This is a genomic window from Herbaspirillum huttiense, assembly GCF_004367745.1.
Classification (GTDB): domain Bacteria; phylum Pseudomonadota; class Gammaproteobacteria; order Burkholderiales; family Burkholderiaceae_D; genus Herbaspirillum; species Herbaspirillum huttiense.
This window is the reverse complement of the sequence record NZ_CP037993.1, coordinates 1,144,774-1,166,554: the sequence shown is the minus strand read 5'-3', so window position 1 is coordinate 1,166,554 and position 21,781 is coordinate 1,144,774. Positions and strand designations below refer to the sequence as shown.

Sequence of the window (21,781 nt, the reverse complement as noted above, 5' to 3'; positions counted from 1 at the left end):
ACGATCCAATGACGAACCCATGATGACCAAACCCACTTCCCTCTCCGCCGGCCGGCTGGCCTCGCCCTCCTTCACCAGCCTGCGCCAGGCCTATGCGCGCTACGGTGTGCTGGCGGCCCTGATCGTGCTGTGCATCGCGCTCTCGCTGGCCACGCCGTATTTCATGACGCTGGAAAACTGGACCGACATCCTGCGCCAGACCTCCATCAACGGCATCCTCGCCATCGGCATGACCTATGTGGTGCTGACCGGCGGCATCGACCTGTCGGTCGGTGCGCTGCTGGCCTTCTCCGGCATGGTCACGGCGTGGCTGGCGACCGGTGGCGGCTATCCGCCTGCGGTCGCGGTGCTGGCCGGACTGGGCGCAGGTGCCGGGCTGGGTGCCATCAGCGGCCTGCTGGTGGCGCGCATGGCCGTGCCTTCCTTCGTGGCCACGCTGGGCATGCTGAGCGCCGCACGCGGTGCCACCTACATCTACAACGACGGCATGCCGGTCTCGGACCTGCCGCCGGGCCTGCTGTCCATCGGTGGCGGACAGATCCTGCACGTGCCGGTGCCCATCGTCATCTTCGGCGTGGTCATCGCGGTGTCGTGGTTCGTGCTGCGCTTCACCGTCTATGGCCGCTACATCTATGCGGTCGGCGGCAATGCGCGCAGCGCCAAGACCAGCGGCATCGATACCCGCAAGGTCTACTTCGCGGTGTACGTCATCAGCGGCCTGCTGGCCGGCCTGGCCGGCGTCCTGCTGGCCGCACGCACGACGGCGGCGCTGCCGCAGGCGGGCGTGTCCTATGAACTCGATGCGATCGCTGCCGTGGTCATCGGTGGCACCTCGCTCTCGGGCGGCACCGGCACCCTGGGCGGGACCGTCGTGGGTGCGCTGCTGATCGGCGTCATCAACAACGGGCTCAACCTGCTCGGCGTGTCTTCCTACTACCAGCAAGTCATCAAGGGCGTGATCATCGTCGGCGCTGTCCTGCTGGATTCCTCGCGCAAGAAAAACTGAAGTCCCACAACAACTCACACGGAGACGATTCATGATCAAGAAAACCCTCGCCAGCCTGCTGCTGATGGCCGTGGCCACCGGCGTCAGCGCCCAGAACAAGCCCCTGCGCATCGGCGCGGCCGTCTACGGTCTCAAGGGCGAATTCATGCAGATGTGGAGCAATCAGCTCAAAGCCCATCCGGCGGTACAGGATGGCAGCGTGCAGGTCACCGTCTTCGACGGCAACTACGACGCCCTCACCCAGAGCAACCAGTTCGACACGATGATCCTGCAAAAGTATGACGCCATCATCTTCGTGCCCATCGACCTCAAGGCCGGCGCGGCACCGGTGCAGAAGGCGGTCAAGGCCGGCATCCCGGTGATCGGCTCCAATACCCGGGTGCAGGGCGACGTGCTGACGTCCTACGTGGGCAACGATGACGTGGTGGCCGGCCGCCTCGAAGCGGAAGCGCTGATGAAGGCCATCGGCGGCAAGGGCAACATCGTCATGATCGAAGGGCCCATCGGGCAGTCCGCGCAGATCGAGCGTGCGCGTGGCAATGATGAAGTGCTGGCGCGCAACAAGGACGTCAAGGTGCTGGCTCGCAAGACCGGCAACTGGTCGCGTGCGGAATCGATGGCGCTGATGGAAAACTGGCTCACCGCCCATCCCGGCCAGATCAAGGGCGTGCTGGCGCAGAACGATGATGAGGCGCTGGGGGCACTGCAGGCCATCAAGGCCAAGGGCATCGATCCCAAGACCATCCCGGTGGTCGGCATCGATGGCATTGCCGATGCCATTGCCGCCGTCAAGCGAGGCGAGATGGTGACCCAGTTCCAGGATGCCCAGGCGCAGGCGCAAGGCGCGCTGGATGTGGCCTTGCGGGCCATCAAGGGACCGTCCTACCAGCCGCGCTCGACGATCTGGACCGAGTACGGCGACAAGCTTCCCTGGAAGGGCGGCACCGAGAAATCCTATACCGTGCCCTGGACCACCATCACCCAGGAGAATGCCGATGCCTTCCTGAAAAAGGTCAAGAAATGAGCGCAGCCCTGTCTGCCGATGCGATGACGCGGCCGCATGATTTTTCCGGACGCGTGGCCCTGGTCACGGGGGCTGCCGCCGGCATCGGGCTGGCCACCAGCCAGCTGCTGGCGCGCTGCGGCGCCCGGCTGGTGCTGGTGGACCGCAGCGATGCCGTGCTGCAGCTGGCCCGACAGCTCGGGCCGGACCACGCGCACCTGGGCCTGGTGCTCGATGTCTGCGACGAAGCCGCCATCGGCCGCGCCATCGCCCAGGTCGAACAGCACTACGGACGCATTGACGTGCTGGTCAACAATGCCGGCGTGGCCTTGTTGCAGGAGGCCGAATCGGCGACCTGCGCCGACTGGGAGCGCACCATGGCCATCAATCTGAAGGCCCCCTTCCTGCTGGCGCAGGCGGTGTTTCCGCTGATGCAGCGCCAGCAGGGCGGACGCATCATCAACCTCGCCTCGCAGGCCAGCGTGGTAGCGCTGGAGCGGCATGCCGCCTACTGCGCCAGCAAGGCCGGACTGGTGGCGCTGACGCGCGTGCTGGCGCTGGAATGGGCGCGCCACGGCATCACCGCCAATGCCATTTCACCGACGGTGGTGGAAACCGAACTGGGCAAGCAGGCCTGGGCCGGCGCGGTGGGGGTGGCGATGCGGGCGCGCATCCCCGTGGGCCGCTTCGCCCAGCCCGACGAAGTGGCGCATCTGGTGGCCTATCTGGCCAGCCCGCAGGCGGCCATGATCACGGGCGAGAACATCCTCATCGATGGCGGCTACACCGTGACCTGACGCTTTGTTTTTGCAGTGGACCGACGTTTTCCAAGGACTGATTCATGACTCTCAATCGCATCGTCAACAACCCCGACCTGGTCGTCGAGGACATGCTGCGCGGCGTGCTGGCCGCGCATCCCGGGTTGTCCGCCCACCCTGACAATCCGCGCGTACTGCGCCATCGCAGCGCCGGCACGCCGGGCCGCGTGGGCATCGTCACCGGCGGCGGCTCCGGCCATGAGCCGGCCTTTCTCGGCTACGTCGGCCAGGGCCTGGTCGATGCCGTGGCCGTGGGCGAAGTGTTTTCCTCACCCACCGCAAAATCCTTCATGGACGCCTTCCAGCTCGCCCATGGCGGCCAGGGCATCGCCTGCCTGTATGGCAACTACGCCGGCGACAACATGAACGTCAAGATGGCCATCAAACTGGCCGAACGCGCCGACATCCAGGTGCGTACCGTGGTGGCCAATGACGACGCCGCCTCGGCACGGCCGACCAGCCCGGCAAGCGGCGCGGCGTAGCCGGTGAAATCCTGATGTGGAAAGCCGGGGGTGCGGTGGCCGCGCAAGGCGGCACGCTGGATCAAGTGATACAGGCTGCGCAAAAAGCCATCGACAACACGCGCTCCATCGGCATCGGCCTGTCGGCCTGCACCATCCCGGCGGTCGGCAAGGCCAACTTCACGATCAAGCATGGCGAGATGGAAGTCGGTATCGGCCATCACGGTGAGCCGGGCGTATCGGTGCAGGCCGTGGTTCCAGCGCGCGACATGGCGCGCCTGATGCTGGACAAGCTGCTGCCCGACCTGCCCTTCACTCGTGGCGACAAGGTCGCCGTACTGCTCTCGGGCCTGGGGGCCACACCACTCATGGAGCAATACATCCTCTATGCCGATGTCGCCGATGGCCTGCGCGAAGCCGGTCTGCAGGTAGCGCACAGCTTCGTGGGCAATCTCTTCACTTCGCTGGAAATGATGGGGGTGACGCTGACCCTGATGCGCCTGGATGCGCAGCTGGACCAATGCCTGGCCGCCCCCTGCGACAGTATCGGCCTGCGCCAGGGAGGCCAGCCATGAACTCCGGATTCGACATGCGCCAGGCTGCCTGGGTGGTACAGGATCTGGTGTCGACCATCAACCAGCACCGCGATTGGCTGAGCGAAGTCGATGGCGCGATCGGGGATGGCGACCACGGCATCAACATGAGCAAGGGTTTCAGCCTGTGCGGTGAACGTCTCAAACAAGATCCCGAAACCTCGCTGGCGGCGGCCCTCGATACGCTTTCGATCACGCTGATGGAAGGCATCGGCGGTTCCATGGGTCCGCTCTACGGCAGCTTCTTCATGGCCATGAGCACGGTGCTGGAAGGCCAGCCCACACTGGACCGCCAGCTGTTCCTGAAGGCCCTGGACGAGGGCATTGCCGCCGTGCAGGCCATCGGCGAAGCCAAGGTCGGCGACAAGACCCTGATGGACAGCCTGATCCCGGCACGCGACGCCTTCCGCCTCGCACTGGGCCGCGACCTGCCCTTCGCCGCCTGCCTGCAGGCCATGCAGCACGCTGCCGACACCGGCCGCGATTCGACCCGCGCCCTGCAGGCCCGCATCGGCCGCGCCAGCCGGCTGGGGGAGCGTTCCATCGGCGTGCTCGATGCCGGTGCCTGTTCCTGCGCGCTGATCCTCGGCAGCCTGGCCAAATCGCTGCAGGCCGGCCTGCCCCACTAATCCCCAAGCAAAGGACATCCCATCATGCATTTCCATGACGACGACATGCTGGCCGTGGTCTGCCACGCACCACGCGACTATCGCCTGCAACGGGTCAAGCGGCCGGCGGCCGGTCCCAATGAGGTCATCATCAAGATCGCCTCGTGCGGCATCTGTGCCGGTGACTGCAAGTGCTTCGCCGGTGCCGCGCGCTTCTGGGGCGACGAGGTCAAGAACAAGCCCTCCTATGTCAAGCCACCGGTGATTCCCGGCCATGAATTCTGGGGCCATGTGGTGGAGATGGGACCGGGCGCAGCCGAGCACCACGGCGTGGCCATGGGCGACCGGGTGATCGCCGAACAGATCGTGCCTTGCGGCAAGTGCCGCTACTGCAAGACCGGCTATCGCTGGATGTGCGAGGTGCATGATGTCTACGGCTTCCAGCGCCAGGTGGCCGAGGGCGGCATGGCTGACTACATGCGGCTGTCGGCGCGGGCGGTGATCCACAAGATTCCCGAGCACATCTCATTCGAAGATGCCGCCGTGACCGAACCGCTGTCCTGCGCCATCCATGCCGTCAACCGCGGCGACATCCAGCTCGATGACGTGGTGGTGATTGCCGGTGCGGGCACGCTGGGCTTGCTGATGGTCCAGGTGGCGCACCTCAAGACGCCGAAGAAACTGATCGTCATCGACCTCTCCGACCAGCGCCTGCAACTGGCACGTGAATACGGGGCCGATATCGTCATCAATCCGGGCCGCGAGGATGCGCTGAAGATCGTGCGCGAAGCCACTGGCCAATATGGCTGTGATGTCTACATCGAGACCACCGGCGCGCCCGCCGGCGTGACGCAAGGACTGGACATGATCCGCAAGCTGGGCCGCTTCGTGGAGTTCAGCGTCTTTGGCCGTGACACTACCGTGGACTGGTCCATCATCGGTGAAGAAAAGGAACTGGACTTGCGCGGCGCGCACCTCAGCGGAGACTGCTATCCCATCGCCATCGACCTGCTGGCGCGCGGCCTGGTGACCTCACGCGGCATCGTGACGCACAACTATGCCCTTTCTGAATGGGAAGCCGCCATCAAGATGGCCGACTCGATGGATTCGATCAAGGTACTGCTCAAGCCCTAAGCCAGGCTGGCCTGCATGCCGCGCGCCAGCTGGCACTGGAAGAAACCGACCGAGGAACGCAAGGTCGTGGCACGGCGATTGAGTTCCTCGGAGGTCACCGCCAGCTCCTCGGAACTGATCGAGTTCTGCTGAACAACCTGCGCCAGCTGGCTGGCCGCGGCGCTGATCTGGCTGACGGCGGCCGATTGCTGCTCCGACGACTGCACGATTTCCTGCACCAGCGCCGAGGTGCGGGAAATGGTCGGCACCATGTCGCCGAGCTGCCGTTCGACCCGGCTGGCCAGGACCGTGTGATCACGTGCGACCTGGTCGATCTCTTCCGCGGCAGCCTGGCTGCGTTCGGCCAGACGCCGCACTTCACCCGCCACCACGGCAAAACCGGCACCATGCTGCCCGGCATGGGCGGCTTCAATGGTGGCATTGAGCGCCAGCAGATTGGTCTGATAGGCGATGTCATCGATGATGGCGATCTTGCCGGCAATCACCTGGATCGCCGCGACCATTTCACCCACCGTATCCGCGCACTGATGCGCCTCCACGGCAGCGGCCGAGGCGATCTGGTCGGTCAGGCGGGCATTGTCCGCCGTGGTGAGGATGGCGGCATGGATCTGGCTCAGGGCCGTGCTGGTCTGCGCCACGCCGCTGGCCTGCTCGGTGGCCGCCGTGGCCAGCAATTGGGCCGTGGCGCTGACTTCGGCGGCGGTCTCGGCCATGCCCTCGGCGTTGCCGCGCACCTCGGCCACTACCCGCCCCAGGCGCTCGACCATCTTGCGGATGGCGTGCATCATGCTGTCGGCACAGCCGGGCTTGAGCCGGATCTGCTGCAACAGATCGCCGTCGGAAAGCCGCTGCATGACCGTGACCACCTCGCCCGGCTCGCCTCCCATCTGGTGCAGCAAGGTGCGCGTGAGCAGCCAGCCCGTAGCGATCAACGCCAGCAATACAGCGCCCGCCACGAAAGCCACCGACTCCAGCGCATGGCTGATGATCTCGCGCGCACTCAATGCGCTGGCCTCACCCAGTGCGACGTTGTAGGAACGATGGCGCGCAAAGCTGGCTTGCACGCTGTCGATGGCAGTGCGAAATTCCAGGCCGAGCGCAGTATGGCTGTCATGGACCAGGCTCCTTCCGCTCTCCACCAGCAAGCGGTTGCGGACCTCCTCAAAACCCGCAATGCGGGCATACACTTCGGCCAGCATGGCGCCATCGGTCTCATCGGAGATGTAGGCATCGCCATAGGTCTTGAGATGCCCGTTCATGCGCGCGCGCAGCTGGTCCATCTCCTGCACCAGGCGGGCACGGTCCGCCGGATCGAGGTTGATGAGGTAGAAGTAGACGCGCTCGCGCATGGCGTTGAAGGCGGCCTGGGCATCGTCCAGCGTGGTCACGCTCGGCACCGTATTGACCTGTGCGTAACTGGCCGCCTCATAGACATTGCCGATCTGGCGCAAGCTGACGATGGCGGTCGCCACCAGCCCCATCGACGCCAGCAGGATCAGCACGAACAAGCGCTGACCGACGGTCAGCAAACGAAACCCGGGCCTGGACATGATTCCTCTCCCCAGAGGCAAGGCTGTGGCTGCGTTGTTGGCGCGCTCCCCTCGCTGCTGCGCGCTGCAGAGCTGTCGACGAAATTATCGTCGGCGACCTGCCTTGTCAATCGGGGCCGCGCTGTCCTCTCATGCGCTGCAAAAGAAAACACCGTCCGGCAACGCTGCGCGACGGCATCCTCACGAGCTCTCACCAGCCCTCACGAAAATCTCCCGTCAGGACAACGGCACCTGGCCTATGCCAGCCGGGGCTGCATGCCGCGCGCCAGCTGGCACTGGAAGAAACTCACCGTGGTCTGCAACAGCACGGCGCGCCGGTTGAGTTCTTCCGAGGTCACGGCCAGTTCCTCCGAACTGAGCGAGTTCTGCTGAATCACCTGGGCCAGTTGGCTGGCCGCCTGGCTGATCTGGCTGACCGCCGCCGACTGGCTCTCCGAGGAGTGGACGATTTCCTGCACCAGCGCCGAGGTGCGCGCAATGGTCGGCACCATGTCGTTGAGCTGGCGCTCGGCGGCGCAGGCCAGGGCGACGTTGCTGCGCGCGACCTCGTCGATCTCCTGCGCGGCCGACTGGCTGCGCTCGGCAAGCCGGCGCACTTCGGCGGCCACCACCGCGAAGCCGGAGCCATGCTCACCGGCATGCGCTGCTTCAATGGTGGCGTTCAACGCCAGCAGGTTGGTCTGGTAGGCGATGTCGTCGATAACGACAATCTTGCCGGCGATCTGCTGGATGGCATCCACCATCTGCTTGACGGTATCGGCGCAGGCGCGCGCCTCGACGGCAGCGGCCGCAGCGATCTGGTCGGTCAGCCGGGCATTCTGCGAGGTGCTGAGGATGGAGGCGTGGATCTGCTCCAGCGCCGCACTGGTCTGCTCGACGCCGGAGGCCTGCTCGGTGGAGGCGCGCGACAAGGATTGCGCGGTGGCACTGACCTCCTCGGCGGTGCTGACCAGCCCCTCGGCATTGCCACGGACCTCGCTCACCACCAGGCAGAGACGCTCCATCATCTTCTGGATGGCGTGCATCATGCTGTCACGGTAGCGTGCCTTCACGCTGATCTGCTGCACCAGGTCGCCATCGGACAAGCGCTGCATCACCGTCACCACATCCCCCGGTTCGCCGCCCATCTGGCGCAACAGCGTCCGCGTGAGCAGCCAGCCGGACCCCAGCAGAACCAGCATGATCCCGCCCGCCAGCAGGCTGACCGTCTGCAGCGCATCGCTGATCATTTCGCGCGCACTGAGTGCACTGGCGTCACCCAGCGCAATGTTGTAGGAACGGTGACGGCCGAAGGTCACCTGCACGGCATCAATGCTGGCACGAAACTCCAGGACCGCCTGCGGCACGCTGTCCTCGATGCGGTCCTCATCGGAGGCCTTCAACAGCCGCCGCACCACCTCGTCGAAGGCGACGATGCGCGCCTGGTCATCGGCCAGCATGAGGCCGTCGGTCTCGTCGGTGATGTAAGCCTCGGCGTAGGTCTTGAGATACCGGTTCAGGCGTGCGCGCTGTGTCTCGATCTCCTTCAGCAGACGCGCGCGGTCAAGCGGATCGGGATTGACCAGGTATTGGTAGATGCGCCCCTGGATGGCATTGAAGGCCGCCTGCGCATCATCGAGCGTTGTGACGCTGGGCACGGTATTGACCGTCGCGTAATTGGCCGCATGGTAAACGTTTTCGATCTGACGCAAACTGACGGCCGCCGTGGCGACCAGCCCCAGCAAGGCCAGCAGGATCAGCACCGACAGGCGCTGACCGACGGTCAGCGTACGAAGCCCAGGCCTGGACATGGTTTCCTCCCCCCAGAGGTAATACGGTGGCTGCATGAAAAGGTGCCCGCCCCTCAGCGCGGCCCCCCTGCAGATTTGACGACGCAATTATAGCGGGCGGCAATGCCTGTCCTACGCTGTTGGACAAACGTTTGCGCGGCGGGCAAAAAAATGCCGCCCGGCAATGAAGCGGGCGGCATCAGTGGGGAAGGCGCTTGGGCGGGGCCATCGGGACCGCCCGCATCATGCTCAGTCGAAACTGATCTGCACCTTCATCATCTTGGAACGGTCACCGGCGATCTCGAAGGCTTCCACCGCCTGGGCGATGGGATAGGTCGCCGTGATCAAGGGCTTCACGTCCACCAGCTTGCGGTTCATCAGCTCGACCGCCATGGCGAACTCTTCATGGAAGCGGAACGCGCCGCGCCAGTCCAGCTCCTTGCCCACCAGCAGATTGGCCGGGAACTGGATGTCGCCCCCCAGGCCGACCTGCACGATGACGGCTTGCGGACGCAGCGCTTCCAGCGCCCCCACTAGCGCCCGTTCATTGCCGCTGGCTTCGAAGAGCACATCGAAGGTCCCCTTGTCGATGGCATAGGCCTTCAACGCATCGGGCGTCTCGGCCATGTTGATGGCACGGTCCGCGCCCACCTGCAGGGCCGCTTGCAGCGGCATGCTGGCGACATCGGTGACCACCACTTCCAATGCACCGGCGCGGCGCGCGGCCACCACCACCAGCGCGCCGATCGGACCACAGCCAGTCACCAGCACGCGCTTGCCCACCAGCGGACCGGCGCGGCGCACCGCATGCAACGCCACCGACAACGGCTCGGCCATGGCCGCCTCGCCATCCGTGACATGATCGGCCACGATGTGGGCCTGCGAACGTTCGATGATGATTTCCTGACGGAACGCACCCTGCACGTGCGGGGTGCGCATGGCACTGCCGTAGAAACGCATGTCCAGGCAATGGTTCTGCTTGCCTTCCTGGCAGTACTTGCACACGCCGCAGGGGCGGCTGGGCGAGATGGCGATGCGGGTACCGGGTGCGATGTCGGTGATGGCCGAACCCACTTCGGCGATCTGGCCCGAGACTTCATGGCCCAGCACCATCGGTTCCTTGATGCGCACCACGCCGAAACCGCCGTGGTGATAGTAGTGCAGGTCCGAACCGCAGATGCCGCCGGCCTTGACCTTGACCTTCAGTTGCTGCGGTTGCAGCGGGGCGGACTCCAGCGACTGAATGCGCAGGTCGTGCGGTGCATGGATGACGAGGCCTTGTTGCATGTGCATCTCCGAAATGAGCTAAATGATTTACAAGGTAGCGGTCACGCCGCCGTCCACGTAGAGGATGTGGCCATTGACGAAACGTGACGCGTCGCTGGCCAGAAACACGGCAGCACCGACCAGGTCTTCCACATCGCCCCAGCGGCGCGACGGGGTGCGGCCCACCAGCCAGTCGGTGAACTTGGCATCGTTGACCAGGGCCATGTTCATCTCGGTCTTGAAGTAGCCGGGACCCAGGCCGTTGACCTGCAGGCCGTACTTGCCCCAGTCGATGGCCATGCCCTTGGTGAACATCTTCACCGCCCCCTTGGTGGCGGTATATGGCGCGATGTTGGGACGGCCCAGCTCGCTCTGCACCGAACAGATGTTGATGATCTTGCCGGCACCGCGCGGGATCATGTGGCGTGCCACGGCCTGGGCCGCATAGAAGACACTGTTCAGGTTGGTATTGACGAGATCGTGCCAGTCCGATTCCTTGAACTCTTCCAGCGGATTGCGGCGCTGGATGCCGGCGTTGTTGACCAGGATGCCGATGGCACCGATCTCGCTTTCGATCTTCTGCACCGCCGCCTTGACCTCGTCATTGACGGTGGCATCGAAGCTGGCTTCATGGATGGTGTGGCCCTCGGCACGCAATTGCGCAGCGACGGTGGCGAGCTTGCCGGCATCGCGTCCGTTGAGCACGATGGCAGCGCCCGCCTGGGCCATGCCGCGCGCCAGCGCCAGGCCGATGCCACCGGAAGAACCGGTGATCAGGGCCAGCTTGCCTTCGAGGGAAAAGCCCTGCAAACCTGCGGGCAACGGGGTGGTCTTGATGGTCATGTAGTCTCTTTCTTCTTGTCGGAAATTTCGCTGTCAAACCCTGCCCTGCCCGTGATGGCGCAAAACAGGACTCAGTGCTGCTTTCCGGTCTCGCGCTGGAAGGCGGCGATGGCGTGATACTCCGCCTCCAGTTTGGCCGGAATGGCGGCAAAGATGGGTTGCAGGCGGCCATAGACGGCGACCGCCTCGGCCTCGGGGGCGTGATGATTGGTGGAGCCGACCATGCCCGAGATCACCGACAGCGACGGCAGCAGGCCCAGCGCCCACGCGCCCAGCACGGCCGCGCCCAGGCAGGATGACTCCACGCTCTCCGGCACCACCACTTCACGGTTGAAGATGTCGGCCATCATCTGTCGCCACAGGGCCGAGCGGGCGAAGCCGCCGGTGGCCATCATGCGCTTGGTGGGGCCGACCAGTTCTTCCAGCGCCGGCAGGATGCTGTAGAGATTGAAGATCACCCCTTCCAGCGCGGCGCGGATCATGTGGTGCTTGCCGTGATGCAGGGCCAGGCCGAAGAAGGAGCCGCGCAGGTCGGCATTCCACAGCGGGGCGCGCTCGCCGGCCATGAAGGGATGGAACAGCAGCCCTTCTGCACCGGGCCGCACCTTCTCGGCGATGCGGGTCAGTGCCTCGTAGGGATCGACGCCTTCCTCACGCGCCGCAGCCGCTTCGGCGGTGGCCAGCTCATCGCGCACCCAGCGGAAGATGTTGCCGCCGTTGTTGACGGGGCCGCCGACCACCCAGTGTTTTTCGGTCAGTGCATAACAGAACAGACGGCCATGCGGATCCGTCAGCGGCTCATCGATCACGGTGCGCATGGCACCGGACGTACCGATGGTCACGGCCACATGGCCGATCTCGATGGCATTCACGCCCAGGTTGGAGAGCACGCCGTCATTGGCACCGATGATGAAGGGCGTCTCCACCGACAGCCCCAGGCGCTGCGCCATCTCCGGCGACAGGGCCGGCAGGCGGTGCGTGGTCGGGACCGGGGTAGGCAATTGGTCGGGACGTACGCCCAGCAATTCCAGCGCGCCCTGGTCCCAGGCCAGCTCGCGCAGGTTGAACATGCCGGTGGCCGAGGCAATGGAGTGATCCACCACCCACTGGCCGAAGAGCTGGTACAGCAGGTATTCCTTGATGCCGACGAAGCGCGCGGCCTGATGGAAGACCTCCGGCTTTTCATGGCGCATCCACATCAGCTTGCACAGCGGCGACATCGGGTGGATGGGGGTGCCGGTACGGCGGTAGATGGCATTGCCGTCGTGCTCGTGCTTGATGCGTTCGGCCCAGACCGAGGCGCGGATATCGCCCCAGGTGATGCTGTTGGAGAGCAGGCGATTGTCGGCATCCAGGGCGATGACACTGTGCATGGCGGCGCTGAAGGACAGCAGCGCAATCTCCTGCGGCGCAGCCTTGGCGGCCTTGACGGCACCGGCGATGGAGGCCAGCGCGGCCGCGACGATCTGCTCCGGGTCCTGTTCCGCCATGCCCGGTTCGGTACAGAGGACCGGGTATTCCTCTGCATGCTGGGCGACCACCTTGCCATCGAGCGTGAAGACCACGGTCTTGGTGCTGGTGGTGCCGATATCGACGCCGAGCATGTAGGGTGCGGAAGAGGACATATGCAGTTTCCTTAACAAACAAAGCAAGACGCCCGGACCAGCCGGGCGTTGCGATCAGTCTTAGACGACCAGGTTGAGCAACATGATGAAGATGATAGCAACAACCGAGATCAGCGTTTCCATCACCGTCCAGGTCTTGAAGGTTTCACCGACGCTCATGTTGAAGTATTCCTTGACCAGCCAGAAGCCCGCATCGTTGACGTGCGACAGGATCAGCGAACCGGCGCCGGTGGCCAGCACCAGCAGTTCCTTGTTGGTGCCGGGGATCAGCGCCACCAGCGGCGCGACGATGCCGGCACCGGTGATGGTGGCGACGGTGGCCGAACCGGTGGCCACACGGATCACGCCAGCCACGAACCAGGCCAGCAGCAGCGGCGAGATCTGCGCATGCACGGCCAGCTGGCCAATGGCAGTGCCCACGCCGGAGTTCACCAGCATCTGCTTGAAACCGCCGCCGGCACCGATGATGAGCACGATGGCCGCGGTCGGGGCCAGGCTTTGGTCCACGAATTTCAGCACTTGCTGACGGGTAAAGCCACGGGCGATGCCGAAGGTCCAGATCGCCAGCAGCAGTGCGGCCAGCAGGGCCACGATGGGGTTGCCGATGAAGTCCATCAGGTCGCGCACGGCGTGGCCTTCCGGCAGGGTGACGTCGACGAAGGTCTTGAGCAGCATCAGGAACACCGGCAGCAGCACCGTCACCAGCGTGGTGGTGAAGCCCGGCAGGTTGGTGGTCTGCGGTTCGCGCGCCAGTTGCGCCATCAGTTCCTCAGAGGGCTTGATATCGACGTAGCGCGAGATGAAGGCACCGAACAGGGGGCCGGCGATGATGACGGTCGGCAGGCCCACCAGCAGACCATAGAAGATGGTCTTGCCGATGTCGGCACCGAAGATGCCGATGGCCAGCAGCGGGCCCGGATGCGGCGGCACCAGGCCGTGCATCACCGACAGGCTGGCCAGCATGGGCATGCCGATCTTGAACAGCGGCACGCCGGAACGGCGCGCCACAATGAACACCAGCGGGATCAGCAGCACGAAGCCGATCTCGAAGAACAGGGGGATACCGACCAGGAAGGCCCCCATCATCATGGCCCAGTGCACGCGCTCGCGGCCGAAGGCGCGCACCAGCGTCTGGGAAATCTGGTCAGCGCCGCCGGACTCGGCCATCAGCTTGCCCAGCATGGTCCCCAGGCCCAGCACGATGCCGACGAAACCGAGCACGCCGCCGAAGCCGTCCTGGAAGGATTTGACGATCTTGGGCAGCGGCATGCCGGAGATCAAGCCGAGGAAGCCCGATGTGATGGTCAGGGCGATGAAGGGATGGATGCGCAGGCGCGTGATCATCAGGATCAGCGCGAGGATCGCAATGACTGCATTGAACAGCAAGGTGGCGTCGTGGCTCATGCCCAGCATGGGATCTCCGATTGCCGATAGCCGATGGCGCACGATCCCTGGTTCAGCGCAGCAGCGCGGCCCCGCGCATGGCGCCAGGGCGAGCGTCTCCTGCGGCCTCTCCTGGAGAAGGCACGGGCATCTGCACTATCTGCGTAGTGTTTTATTGAGGAACCCACGAGGGCTGCACTGAGTTCCGTTCCTGAGTGTGGTATGCCGCCGCCAGCTCCGCCGCCGTGTGCCCGGAGGTTCAGATGTTAGCGTTAACATGGGGCGCGATGATAACGCTAACATTTTAAGCAGGTCAAACCTTTCTTTTGCTGCAGCGCGGCAAAAATCAGGACAACGGACGGCGGATGATGCATGAGCGCCTGCAGTCGTCGGCCTGCATTACCGCTCCGCCCCCGCCAGCGGCTCCAGCAATTCGAACAGGTTGCCCCAGGGATCGCAGAAGAAAGCGAAGCGCAGTCCGAGCGGCGGCACGTCCCTGGGCTCGCTGACGATGCGTACGCCACGTTGCCGCAAGGCGGCCACCGAAGCGGCGAGGTCGTTGACACGGAAGCAGACGTGGTGCCAGCCGGCCACCTCGTGGGTATCGAGCAGTTGCTCGAAGGCAGGACGGCTCACCGTGCAGCCCGGACCGGCAATGAACTCGATGCGAAATCCGTCGTCCTGCGCCGGGCTCAGGAAGGCCAGGGTCTTTTCTCCCAACGGCAGACCGGGGCTGACGCGGAAGTCCAGCGTGTCGCGGTACCAGGCCGCCGCCTGCGCGAAGTCAGGCACGCGGATCCCTGCGTGGTCGCCCTTCCAGCTGGCAAAAGGGCTCCCGGCGGACAGGCTTGAGGTCGTTGGATCAGATGGCGTTGCGGTGTGCTGTGTCATGGCAATTTGCTCGATGTGAGAAAGTGGACAATCAAAAAAGAAGGAGACGCAGTGAGCGAACGATCTCTCAAGCGATCAATGAAATTCAGGGCCTAGATGCCGGTTCGCGCTCAAGAGACCAGCATCAAGGTATCCATCCCCATCGTAGCGGCCATGGCGCCCCCGGACAATCCAGAAAAATGCGAATAGACTGATCGGTATGACGAACAATACCGAACCCTCTTTCGATGACCTGTCGGTCTTTCTTGCGGTCTGCGAGACCGCCGGATTTCGCGCTGCCGCCCGCCGGCTGGGGCTGGCACCTTCCAATGTGAGCGATACCGTGGCACGGCTGGAGGCCAAGCTCGGTGTGCCCCTGCTCACCCGCACCACACGCAGCGTGGTTCCCACCGAAGCGGGGCGCGAACTGGTACAGCGTCTTGCCCCGCTGTGGACGCAGGCGCGCCACGCCCTCAGCGACATCGCCAGCACCCGAAATGAAGTGCGCGGCCTGCTCAAGATCAATGTCACCGGCGCGGTGATGGTCGATATCCTGCCGCCGCTGGTGGATCGCTTTTTGGAGAGGCATCCGCACGTGCGCATGGAAATCGTCGTGGAAGACCGCCTGGTCGACATCGTCGCCGAAGGCTGCGCGGCGGGCATTCGCTATGGCGAACATCTGGCACAGGACATGATCTCGCTGCCCATCGGGCCGCGTGTCCAGCGGCTGGCGCTGGCGGCCTCCCCCGGCTATCTAGCCCGGCACGGGACACCGGCGCATCCTGGCGAACTGGTCGACCATGCCTGCATACGGCTGCGCTTTTCCAGCGGCGCGCTTACCGCCTGGGACTTTCAGCGCGGCGAGCAGTCGCTCAGGGTGGATCCGCCGGCCCGGTTGGTGATCGGGGTCGATGCGGCGCCGGCGGCGATTGACCTGGCCTGCGCCGGACATGGCCTGATTTGCACCTTCGCAAACTGGCTTGAACCGCATCTGGCCAGTGGTGCGCTGGTCCCGGTGTTGCCGCACTGGTGGCAAAGCTTTGAAGGGCCACGGTTGTATTTTCCGGGCAGGCGCGTGTCCTCGCCGCTGCGTGCCTTCATCCAGGTGATCACGGAAGAGCAGGCGTAAACCGCTAAAAATCAGCGCGGTCGTGGGCATCAGCAAGCCAAGACTGCCGCCCGAGCAGGTATCATGTCGCCACTTCGAATGACCGTCCTTCCATGCATCCATGACCCAGCGCGCAGCACCCAAGTCCAAGCCCAAGTCTCCACCCGCCGTGCGTGGTAGCCGTGCCACCGGGCGCGTCACCATCATCGACGTGGCGGCCGAGGCCGGGGTGAGCCCGATGACGGTGTCCCGTGCGCTGAAAAATCCCGGCCTGGTGCAGGAACAGTCGCGCCAGCGCATCCTGGAAGCCATCGATCGGCTGGGCTATGTGCCCAACCAGGCGGCCTCGACGCTGGCCTCGGCGCGCTCGCAGGTGATCGCGGTGCTGGTGCCGTCGCTGACCAATGCGGTTTTCATCGAGACACTTTCCGGTATTCGTGACTACCTGGCCGGTGCCGGCTACCAGTTCCTGATCGGCGAGACCGGTTACGTGCGCGCCAAGGAAGAGCAGCTCATCGCCACCTATCTGGCCCATGCTCCCGCCGGCTTCCTGCTCTCCAGCAGCGAGCAGCACGACATCCTGCAGGCCCGTCCCGGCAGCCGGGATATTCCGGCGGTGCGCATGTTCGACCTGGGACGCAGCCAGCATGATTACTCGGTAGGCTTCTCGCAGACCCGTGCCGGGCATGCAGTGGCCCGGCATCTGGTCGAACGCGGCTACCGGCGCCCGGCTTTCCTGGCGGCCCAGCTCGACCCGCGCATGATGAAGCGCCGTGAGGGCTTCCGCAAAGGCTTGCTGGAAGCGGGCATCAAGCCCGAGATCGAAGTCTTGCTGCCCGAGCCGACCACCGTCGACATGGGCGCGCAACTGCTGCGGCGAGTGCTGGAACAGCATCCGGAATGCGATTCCGTGTTCTGCTGCAATGATGACCTGGCCTTGGGCGCGCTGTTCGAATGCCAGCGCCAGGGCATCAGCGTGCCGCGCGAGATGGCCATTGCCGGCTTCAACGATCTCTCCTGGGCCGCTTGCGCCACGCCCTCCATCACTACCGTAGTCACGCCGCGCTACGACATCGGCTACAAGTCGGCCGAGATGCTGGTGCGCCAGCTCAAGGGCGAGGACATTCCCAAAGGCCGCCTGGACCTGGGCTTCGAGCTGGCGCTGCGCGAGAGTACCTGAGGCCAAGCGTCTTCACGCGCGCGCCTGCATCCCCCACATCCGTGGACGAATCGGCGCCAATAATCCATCCATCGGCGGCTCCCGGCTCTGGACAGAAAATTGCCATTCTCTACAATCTCCCGGTGTCGTTCTCCTCTGCAAGAATGCAGCAGCACAACAGTAGGCTGATGCAGGGATGCAGCAGCGCGGACGGCATTTCTATAAATAATATGCAGATAACCAAGTCCAGATCACCAGGAGCAACCCTCATGCAGACATTCACCGGTCTTTGCAAACCCGCCGCCATGGCGCTGCTGCCGCTGTGCGGCGCGCTGGCCTTCCTGCCGGCCTCGGCCCAGACGGCAGCGCCAGCGTCGGCCCCGGTCGTCAAGTACGACCTGACCTATGACATCATCAGCCCGGTCCACAGCCAGCACGGCATGGTGGCCACCGAGCAGGAGCTGGCCACCAAGGTCGGCGTGGATATCCTCAAGAAGGGCGGCAATGCCGTCGACGCCGGCGTGGCAGTGGGCTTTGCCCTGGCCGTGGTGCTGCCCAATGCGGGCAACATCGGCGGTGGCGGTTTCATGATGATCCACGACGCCAAGACCGGCAAGAACGTGGCGCTGGACTTCCGCGAGATGGCCCCGCAGCGCGCCACCCGCAACATGTACCTGGACGACAAGGGCAACGTGGTGCCCGGCCGTTCGCTCTACACCCACCTGGCCGTGGGCGTGCCCGGCACCGTCGCGGGCCTGTCGCATGCACTCTCCAAGTACGGCACGATGAAGCTGTCGCAGGTGATCCAGCCGGCCATCGAACTGGCCGAAAAGGGTTACCCGGTGAGCCGCAGCCTGGCGCTGATCCTCTCGGCCGAGCGCGAACACCTGGGCCAGTGGGATTCCTCCAAGGCCATCTTCTTCAAGGAAGGACGTCCGCTCAAGGAAGGGGAAATGCTGGTCCAGAAGGACCTGGCCAAGTCGCTGCGCCTGATCGCCAAGGAAGGTCCGAAGGCCTTCTATGACGGTGCCATCGCCAAGAAGATCGTGGCCGAGATGGACAAGCACGGCGGTCTCATCACCGCCGAGGACCTGAAGAACTACAAGGTCGTCGAACGCGTGCCGGTCTCCGGCAACTATCGCGGCTACCAGGTCATGTCGATGCCGCCGCCGAGCTCGGGCGGTGTGCACATCATCCAGATGATGAACATCCTCGAACGCTATTCCCTGAAGCAATACGGTGCCGACAGCGCACAGACCATCCACCTGATGGCCGAAACCATGAAGCTGGCCTATGCCGACCGCTCCGAATACCTGGGCGATCCGGATTTCACCAAGGTCCCGGTCAAGGGCCTGACTTCGCGCGCCTATGCCGACGAGCTGGCCAAGAAGATCAACCCGGACCGCGCCACGCCCTCCACCGAGATCAAGCCGGGCCAGCCGCAGCCGTATGAAAGCGACCAGACCACCCATTACTCGGTGGCCGACAAGGACGGCAACCTGGTGGCGACCACCTACACGCTGAACCTGAACTTCGGCAGCGGCATCGTCGCCACCGGCACCGGCATCACCTTGAACAACGAGATGGATGACTTCGCCGCCAAGCCGGGCGTGCCCAATGCGTTCGGGCTCATCGGTGGCGACGCCAACGCGGTCGGCCCCTACAAGCGTCCGCTGTCGTCGATGTCGCCGACCTTCGTGCTCAAGGATGGCAAGCCCTTCCTGGTCACCGGCAGCCCGGGGGGCAGCCGCATCATCACTACCACCCTGCAGACCATCCTCAACGTGATCGACCACGACATGAACGTGGCCGAAGCCACCATCACGCCGCGTATCCACCACCAGTGGGCACCGGACCAGCTGCGCGTGGAAAAGGGCTTGTCCGCCGATACGCTCAAGATCCTGCAGGACAAGGGCCAGAAGATCAGCGTGCAGCCTTCCATGGGCCGTACCCAGACCATCCAGATCCGTCCGGATGGCTTTGACGGCTTCTCGGATCCGCGCAATCCGGATGGACGTACGCTGGGATTCTGAGGCATCGGCAATTGACGCAGTGATGCGCTGATGTGATTCCGCATCACGCGTTTTGTCCGGCACGGAACCGGACCGGACAGTCCCGGTCCGCACCATGGCTCCCGATGATTCGGGAGCCATTTTTTATCAGGGAGCGCGTTTCACTTCCCGCACGATGGCTGCCATTTTTCAAGGAACGTTCATTTCCTGAAACGGCGATCTGAACCGGCCTACCCGCTATCAAAACTTATTTTCACTCCGGCACAATAAAATTGTTCGAACTCCGATCAGTTTTCTTTGCCGCACTTTACTTACCCCAAAAAAATCTCCACTCGATTCCGCCAGACCCGATCTGGCGCGGCTTTCCGGGTAGTTCAGATCATCGCCCTGCAGGCTTTCTGAATTTATTCGATCAAACTCAAGAAAATTTTCGAGACATTCTTCGAAATCTGAAGAGCCGTATTTCGTTAAATTTTTGTATTTCGGTTTTATTCCCTTGATCCCCTTATCAGGACAAAACGACGCCATCACTATGGCAGGCGTTTGTCACTGAGCACGATTTTTCATTCGCTCACGTTCACCCGTACCGCGCACCGAAAGGTGTCTTGCCGGCAGGCACCACCCCTGCCCTGCCAGCGGCTTGGCGTGAGCGATGAAAGCGTGCGTGACCCGATTTCGATTCGTCACTTTCTAGGGAGTACCACCATGACCGTTACCGTTCTCAAGCTGTCCGACGCCGACGCCTATCTCAAGAACATTTCCATCAGGAGCATCAAGGACGTCCGCGCGCTGGACGTGGACCTGATGCTGGTGCTGGTCAACGGAGATCGCATCATCATCAGCAGCGGCGCGGTCAGCGCCATGAGCGCCCCGGAGTCCTCGTTGCAGTTCGCCGATGGCCAGCTGCCGCTGGCCAGCGTGTTCCAGCAGATCGACAAGATCGATGTCTCGCCGGAAGCCAACCTCACCGTCAGTTCCAAGGAAATCACGCGCTACAACCAGAACAACGCCAGGAACAAGAAGGCCCGCAAGAACGACGAGGAAGACAGCGACAAGCCGGTGGTGGTCGAAGACGGCGAGCGCGATCCCAGCGCCGCTGCAGAGACCAGCGGCAGCAGCGGCAACACCGAGCGACCCAACTTTTCGCCCACCAGATCGCCTGACAACCAGAGCCAGATCGCCGATGCCGAAATCAACTCGCAGCATGAAAAGAACTGGGGCGTGCAATGGCCCATCGCGGCCGGCGCGCTGGCGCTGCTGGCAGCGGCCGGGGGCGGTGGTGGCGGCGGCGGCAGCGGGGGCGGCAATGGCAGTAGCGCTGCTAACGGTGGCAGCGGCGGTGCAGGCAGTGGCGCAGGCGCTGCAGCCGCCGGCAGTGCAGGTGCAGGCACGGTCGACCCGTCCGCCGCAGTCACCCATGCGAACGGACGCGGCATCCCCAATTAGGCAACATCCTGGGCGAGAACGATCCTGCCCAACTGAGCCAAGGTGAAAGCGTACGGATCGCTCCGCCGAAATCGTGGTCGGCCAAGGGTTTTTTGGAGGCGATCAAAGGGATTTCCGTGGAATGGGATGGACCGGGCGTCGATCCTCATGATGGAGGAGGTCCCGTGACTTACCGAAGTTTCGAGACGTTCGACAAGTCCCCGGTGGCTGGAGAGAAATTTGGTCTGATGTTCCAGGGCGGTTCCTACGTGAAGTCGGGCAAGTTCAGCTTCGACCTGTCGGCCGATGGCAAACAGTTGATGCTCACTCACCGAGGCGATCCGCTCGCGCTGGAAAACACCAACCTCTACCACGTTGGCGGCCCCTATCAATCCGGACGAGAAGACAGTGGCACGTACAACATCAAGAACATCAAGTTGCTGTACGAGGTTGAAACTCATAACGTCGACAGTACGCCCACCGTCAAAGCCCACTATGACGGCACGCGATCCTTGGCAGGAGACCTGATCTCTCTGTACGAGGGCAACAGACTATTGGACAGCAGGGTATTGACCGAAAAAGATATCGGCAAAAATCACGCGCCAGTCACTCTGTCCGTGCCTGAGACATTGAGTCCTGGTGAGCATCACCTCAATCTCAAATATACGAAGGCATCAGGTGACACCGACAGCTCCAACACCGTAGTGGCCAGGATGGAGCCTGATGCCGGCATCTTCGATCCACAGCTCTGGCCCTTCTTCCGTTTCGATAACCACAAACTCGCCATCGGCCAACGCCTGCGCACCATTCGCCTGAAAATGGGCATCAACCAGAACGTCTTCGCCCGTGCCCTGAACACTGCGCCCAATCACATCTGCCAGATCGAACGCGGCCGCTGCATTCCCGGTAGCAAGCTGCTGCGCCTCATGCGCGAACAGTTCGGCATCGATATCACCTGGCTGCTCAGCGGCCAAAGCGCAGCCACGACCACCAGCCTGCTCAAACGCGAAATCGGCGCGCTGGTGGAGGACTACCAGCGCGCCGATGCCAATGGCAAAGCCTTCCTCGTTTATACGGCGAGCTTTCTGGTGGAGGGCACGGAGAAACAGGATCCCCGGTCCCCATCAAAAAAATAGGCAGTCGATGAC

Annotated in this window: 17 protein-coding genes and 1 pseudogene; 11 read left to right on the top strand and 7 right to left on the bottom strand. The window is 63.8% G+C overall.

Annotation, left to right across the window (positions count from 1 at the left end; genetic code table 11):
* Nucleotides 1–19: 19 nt before the first annotated feature.
* The 6 genes and pseudogenes from E2K99_RS05205 to E2K99_RS05180 all read left to right on the top strand — a co-directional run bounded on the left by E2K99_RS05205 (nt 20) and on the right by E2K99_RS05180 (nt 5,623).
* The gene (locus E2K99_RS05205) at nt 20–1,006 is read left to right on the top strand and encodes an ABC transporter permease (RefSeq protein WP_034340050.1); all 987 of its coding nucleotides are present in this window, start codon (nt 20–22) and stop codon (nt 1,004–1,006) included.
* Between the two features lie 31 nt (nt 1,007–1,037).
* Nucleotides 1,038–2,030, top strand: coding sequence for a substrate-binding domain-containing protein (locus E2K99_RS05200; protein ID WP_134221559.1), 993 nt, complete (start codon nt 1,038–1,040; stop codon nt 2,028–2,030).
* Entirely contained in the window at nt 2,027–2,806 is a 780-nt protein-coding gene (locus E2K99_RS05195) for a GolD/DthD family dehydrogenase (protein ID WP_134221558.1), read from the top strand. The genes E2K99_RS05200 and E2K99_RS05195 overlap by 4 nt, the downstream gene beginning before the upstream one ends.
* A gap of 44 nt (nt 2,807–2,850) precedes the next feature.
* A pseudogene (locus E2K99_RS05190) lies at nt 2,851–3,863 on the top strand (dihydroxyacetone kinase subunit DhaK).
* On the top strand, nt 3,860–4,510 hold the full coding sequence (dhaL, locus tag E2K99_RS05185) for a dihydroxyacetone kinase subunit DhaL (protein WP_134221557.1): 651 nt from the start codon (nt 3,860–3,862) through the stop codon (nt 4,508–4,510). The pseudogene E2K99_RS05190 and the gene dhaL overlap by 4 nt, the downstream one beginning before the upstream one ends.
* 24 nt (nt 4,511–4,534) lie before the next feature.
* A complete protein-coding gene (locus E2K99_RS05180; protein WP_134221556.1) occupies nt 4,535–5,623 on the top strand; it encodes an alcohol dehydrogenase catalytic domain-containing protein in 1,089 nt (362 codons plus the stop codon).
* Here E2K99_RS05180 and E2K99_RS05175 read toward each other — a convergent pair.
* From E2K99_RS05175 to E2K99_RS05145, 7 genes are all read right to left on the bottom strand, one after another.
* Nucleotides 5,620–7,173, bottom strand: coding sequence for a methyl-accepting chemotaxis protein (locus E2K99_RS05175; protein ID WP_205703757.1), 1,554 nt, complete (start codon nt 7,171–7,173; stop codon nt 5,620–5,622). The two genes, E2K99_RS05180 and E2K99_RS05175, sit on opposite strands and share 4 nt — an antisense overlap.
* Nucleotides 7,174–7,409: 236 nt before the next feature.
* A complete protein-coding gene (locus E2K99_RS26050) occupies nt 7,410–8,963 on the bottom strand; it encodes a methyl-accepting chemotaxis protein (RefSeq protein WP_205703756.1) in 1,554 nt (517 codons plus the stop codon).
* Nucleotides 8,964–9,191: 228 nt separating this feature from the next.
* Nucleotides 9,192–10,229, bottom strand: coding sequence for an L-idonate 5-dehydrogenase (locus E2K99_RS05165; RefSeq protein WP_134221555.1), 1,038 nt, complete (start codon nt 10,227–10,229; stop codon nt 9,192–9,194).
* A 27-nt stretch (nt 10,230–10,256) separates the two neighbouring features.
* Nucleotides 10,257–11,051: an SDR family NAD(P)-dependent oxidoreductase gene (locus tag E2K99_RS05160; RefSeq protein WP_134221554.1), complete on the bottom strand. Its 795-nt coding sequence runs from the start codon at nt 11,049–11,051 to the stop codon at nt 10,257–10,259.
* 71 nt (nt 11,052–11,122) lie between these two features.
* Nucleotides 11,123–12,676: a gluconokinase gene (gene gntK, locus E2K99_RS05155; RefSeq protein WP_134221553.1), complete on the bottom strand. Its 1,554-nt coding sequence runs from the start codon at nt 12,674–12,676 to the stop codon at nt 11,123–11,125.
* A gap of 60 nt (nt 12,677–12,736) precedes the next feature.
* Nucleotides 12,737–14,089, bottom strand: a complete 1,353-nt coding sequence (locus E2K99_RS05150; RefSeq protein ID WP_034334060.1) for a GntP family permease — start codon at nt 14,087–14,089, stop codon at nt 12,737–12,739.
* Nucleotides 14,090–14,458: 369 nt separating this feature from the next.
* On the bottom strand, nt 14,459–14,950 hold the full coding sequence (locus E2K99_RS05145) for a VOC family protein (RefSeq protein WP_134221552.1): 492 nt from the start codon (nt 14,948–14,950) through the stop codon (nt 14,459–14,461).
* A 199-nt stretch (nt 14,951–15,149) separates the two neighbouring features.
* On the opposite strand from E2K99_RS05145, the gene E2K99_RS05140 reads away from it, so the two are divergent.
* The 5 genes from E2K99_RS05140 (at nt 15,150) to E2K99_RS25805 (ending at nt 21,769) form a co-directional block, all read left to right on the top strand.
* Nucleotides 15,150–16,058, top strand: a complete 909-nt coding sequence (locus E2K99_RS05140; protein WP_134221551.1) for a LysR family transcriptional regulator — start codon at nt 15,150–15,152, stop codon at nt 16,056–16,058.
* A 100-nt stretch (nt 16,059–16,158) separates the two neighbouring features.
* Nucleotides 16,159–17,217, top strand: coding sequence for an HTH-type transcriptional regulator GntR (gene gntR / locus E2K99_RS05135; protein ID WP_134221550.1), 1,059 nt, complete (start codon nt 16,159–16,161; stop codon nt 17,215–17,217).
* A 248-nt stretch (nt 17,218–17,465) separates the two neighbouring features.
* Nucleotides 17,466–19,229, top strand: a complete 1,764-nt coding sequence (ggt, locus tag E2K99_RS05130; RefSeq protein WP_134221549.1) for a gamma-glutamyltransferase — start codon at nt 17,466–17,468, stop codon at nt 19,227–19,229.
* 684 nt (nt 19,230–19,913) lie between these two features.
* The gene (locus E2K99_RS05125) at nt 19,914–20,654 is read left to right on the top strand and encodes a hypothetical protein (protein ID WP_240733857.1); all 741 of its coding nucleotides are present in this window, start codon (nt 19,914–19,916) and stop codon (nt 20,652–20,654) included.
* A gap of 164 nt (nt 20,655–20,818) precedes the next feature.
* Nucleotides 20,819–21,769: a helix-turn-helix domain-containing protein gene (locus tag E2K99_RS25805; RefSeq protein ID WP_240733856.1), complete on the top strand. Its 951-nt coding sequence runs from the start codon at nt 20,819–20,821 to the stop codon at nt 21,767–21,769.
* The last annotated feature ends 12 nt before the right edge of the window (nt 21,770–21,781 follow it).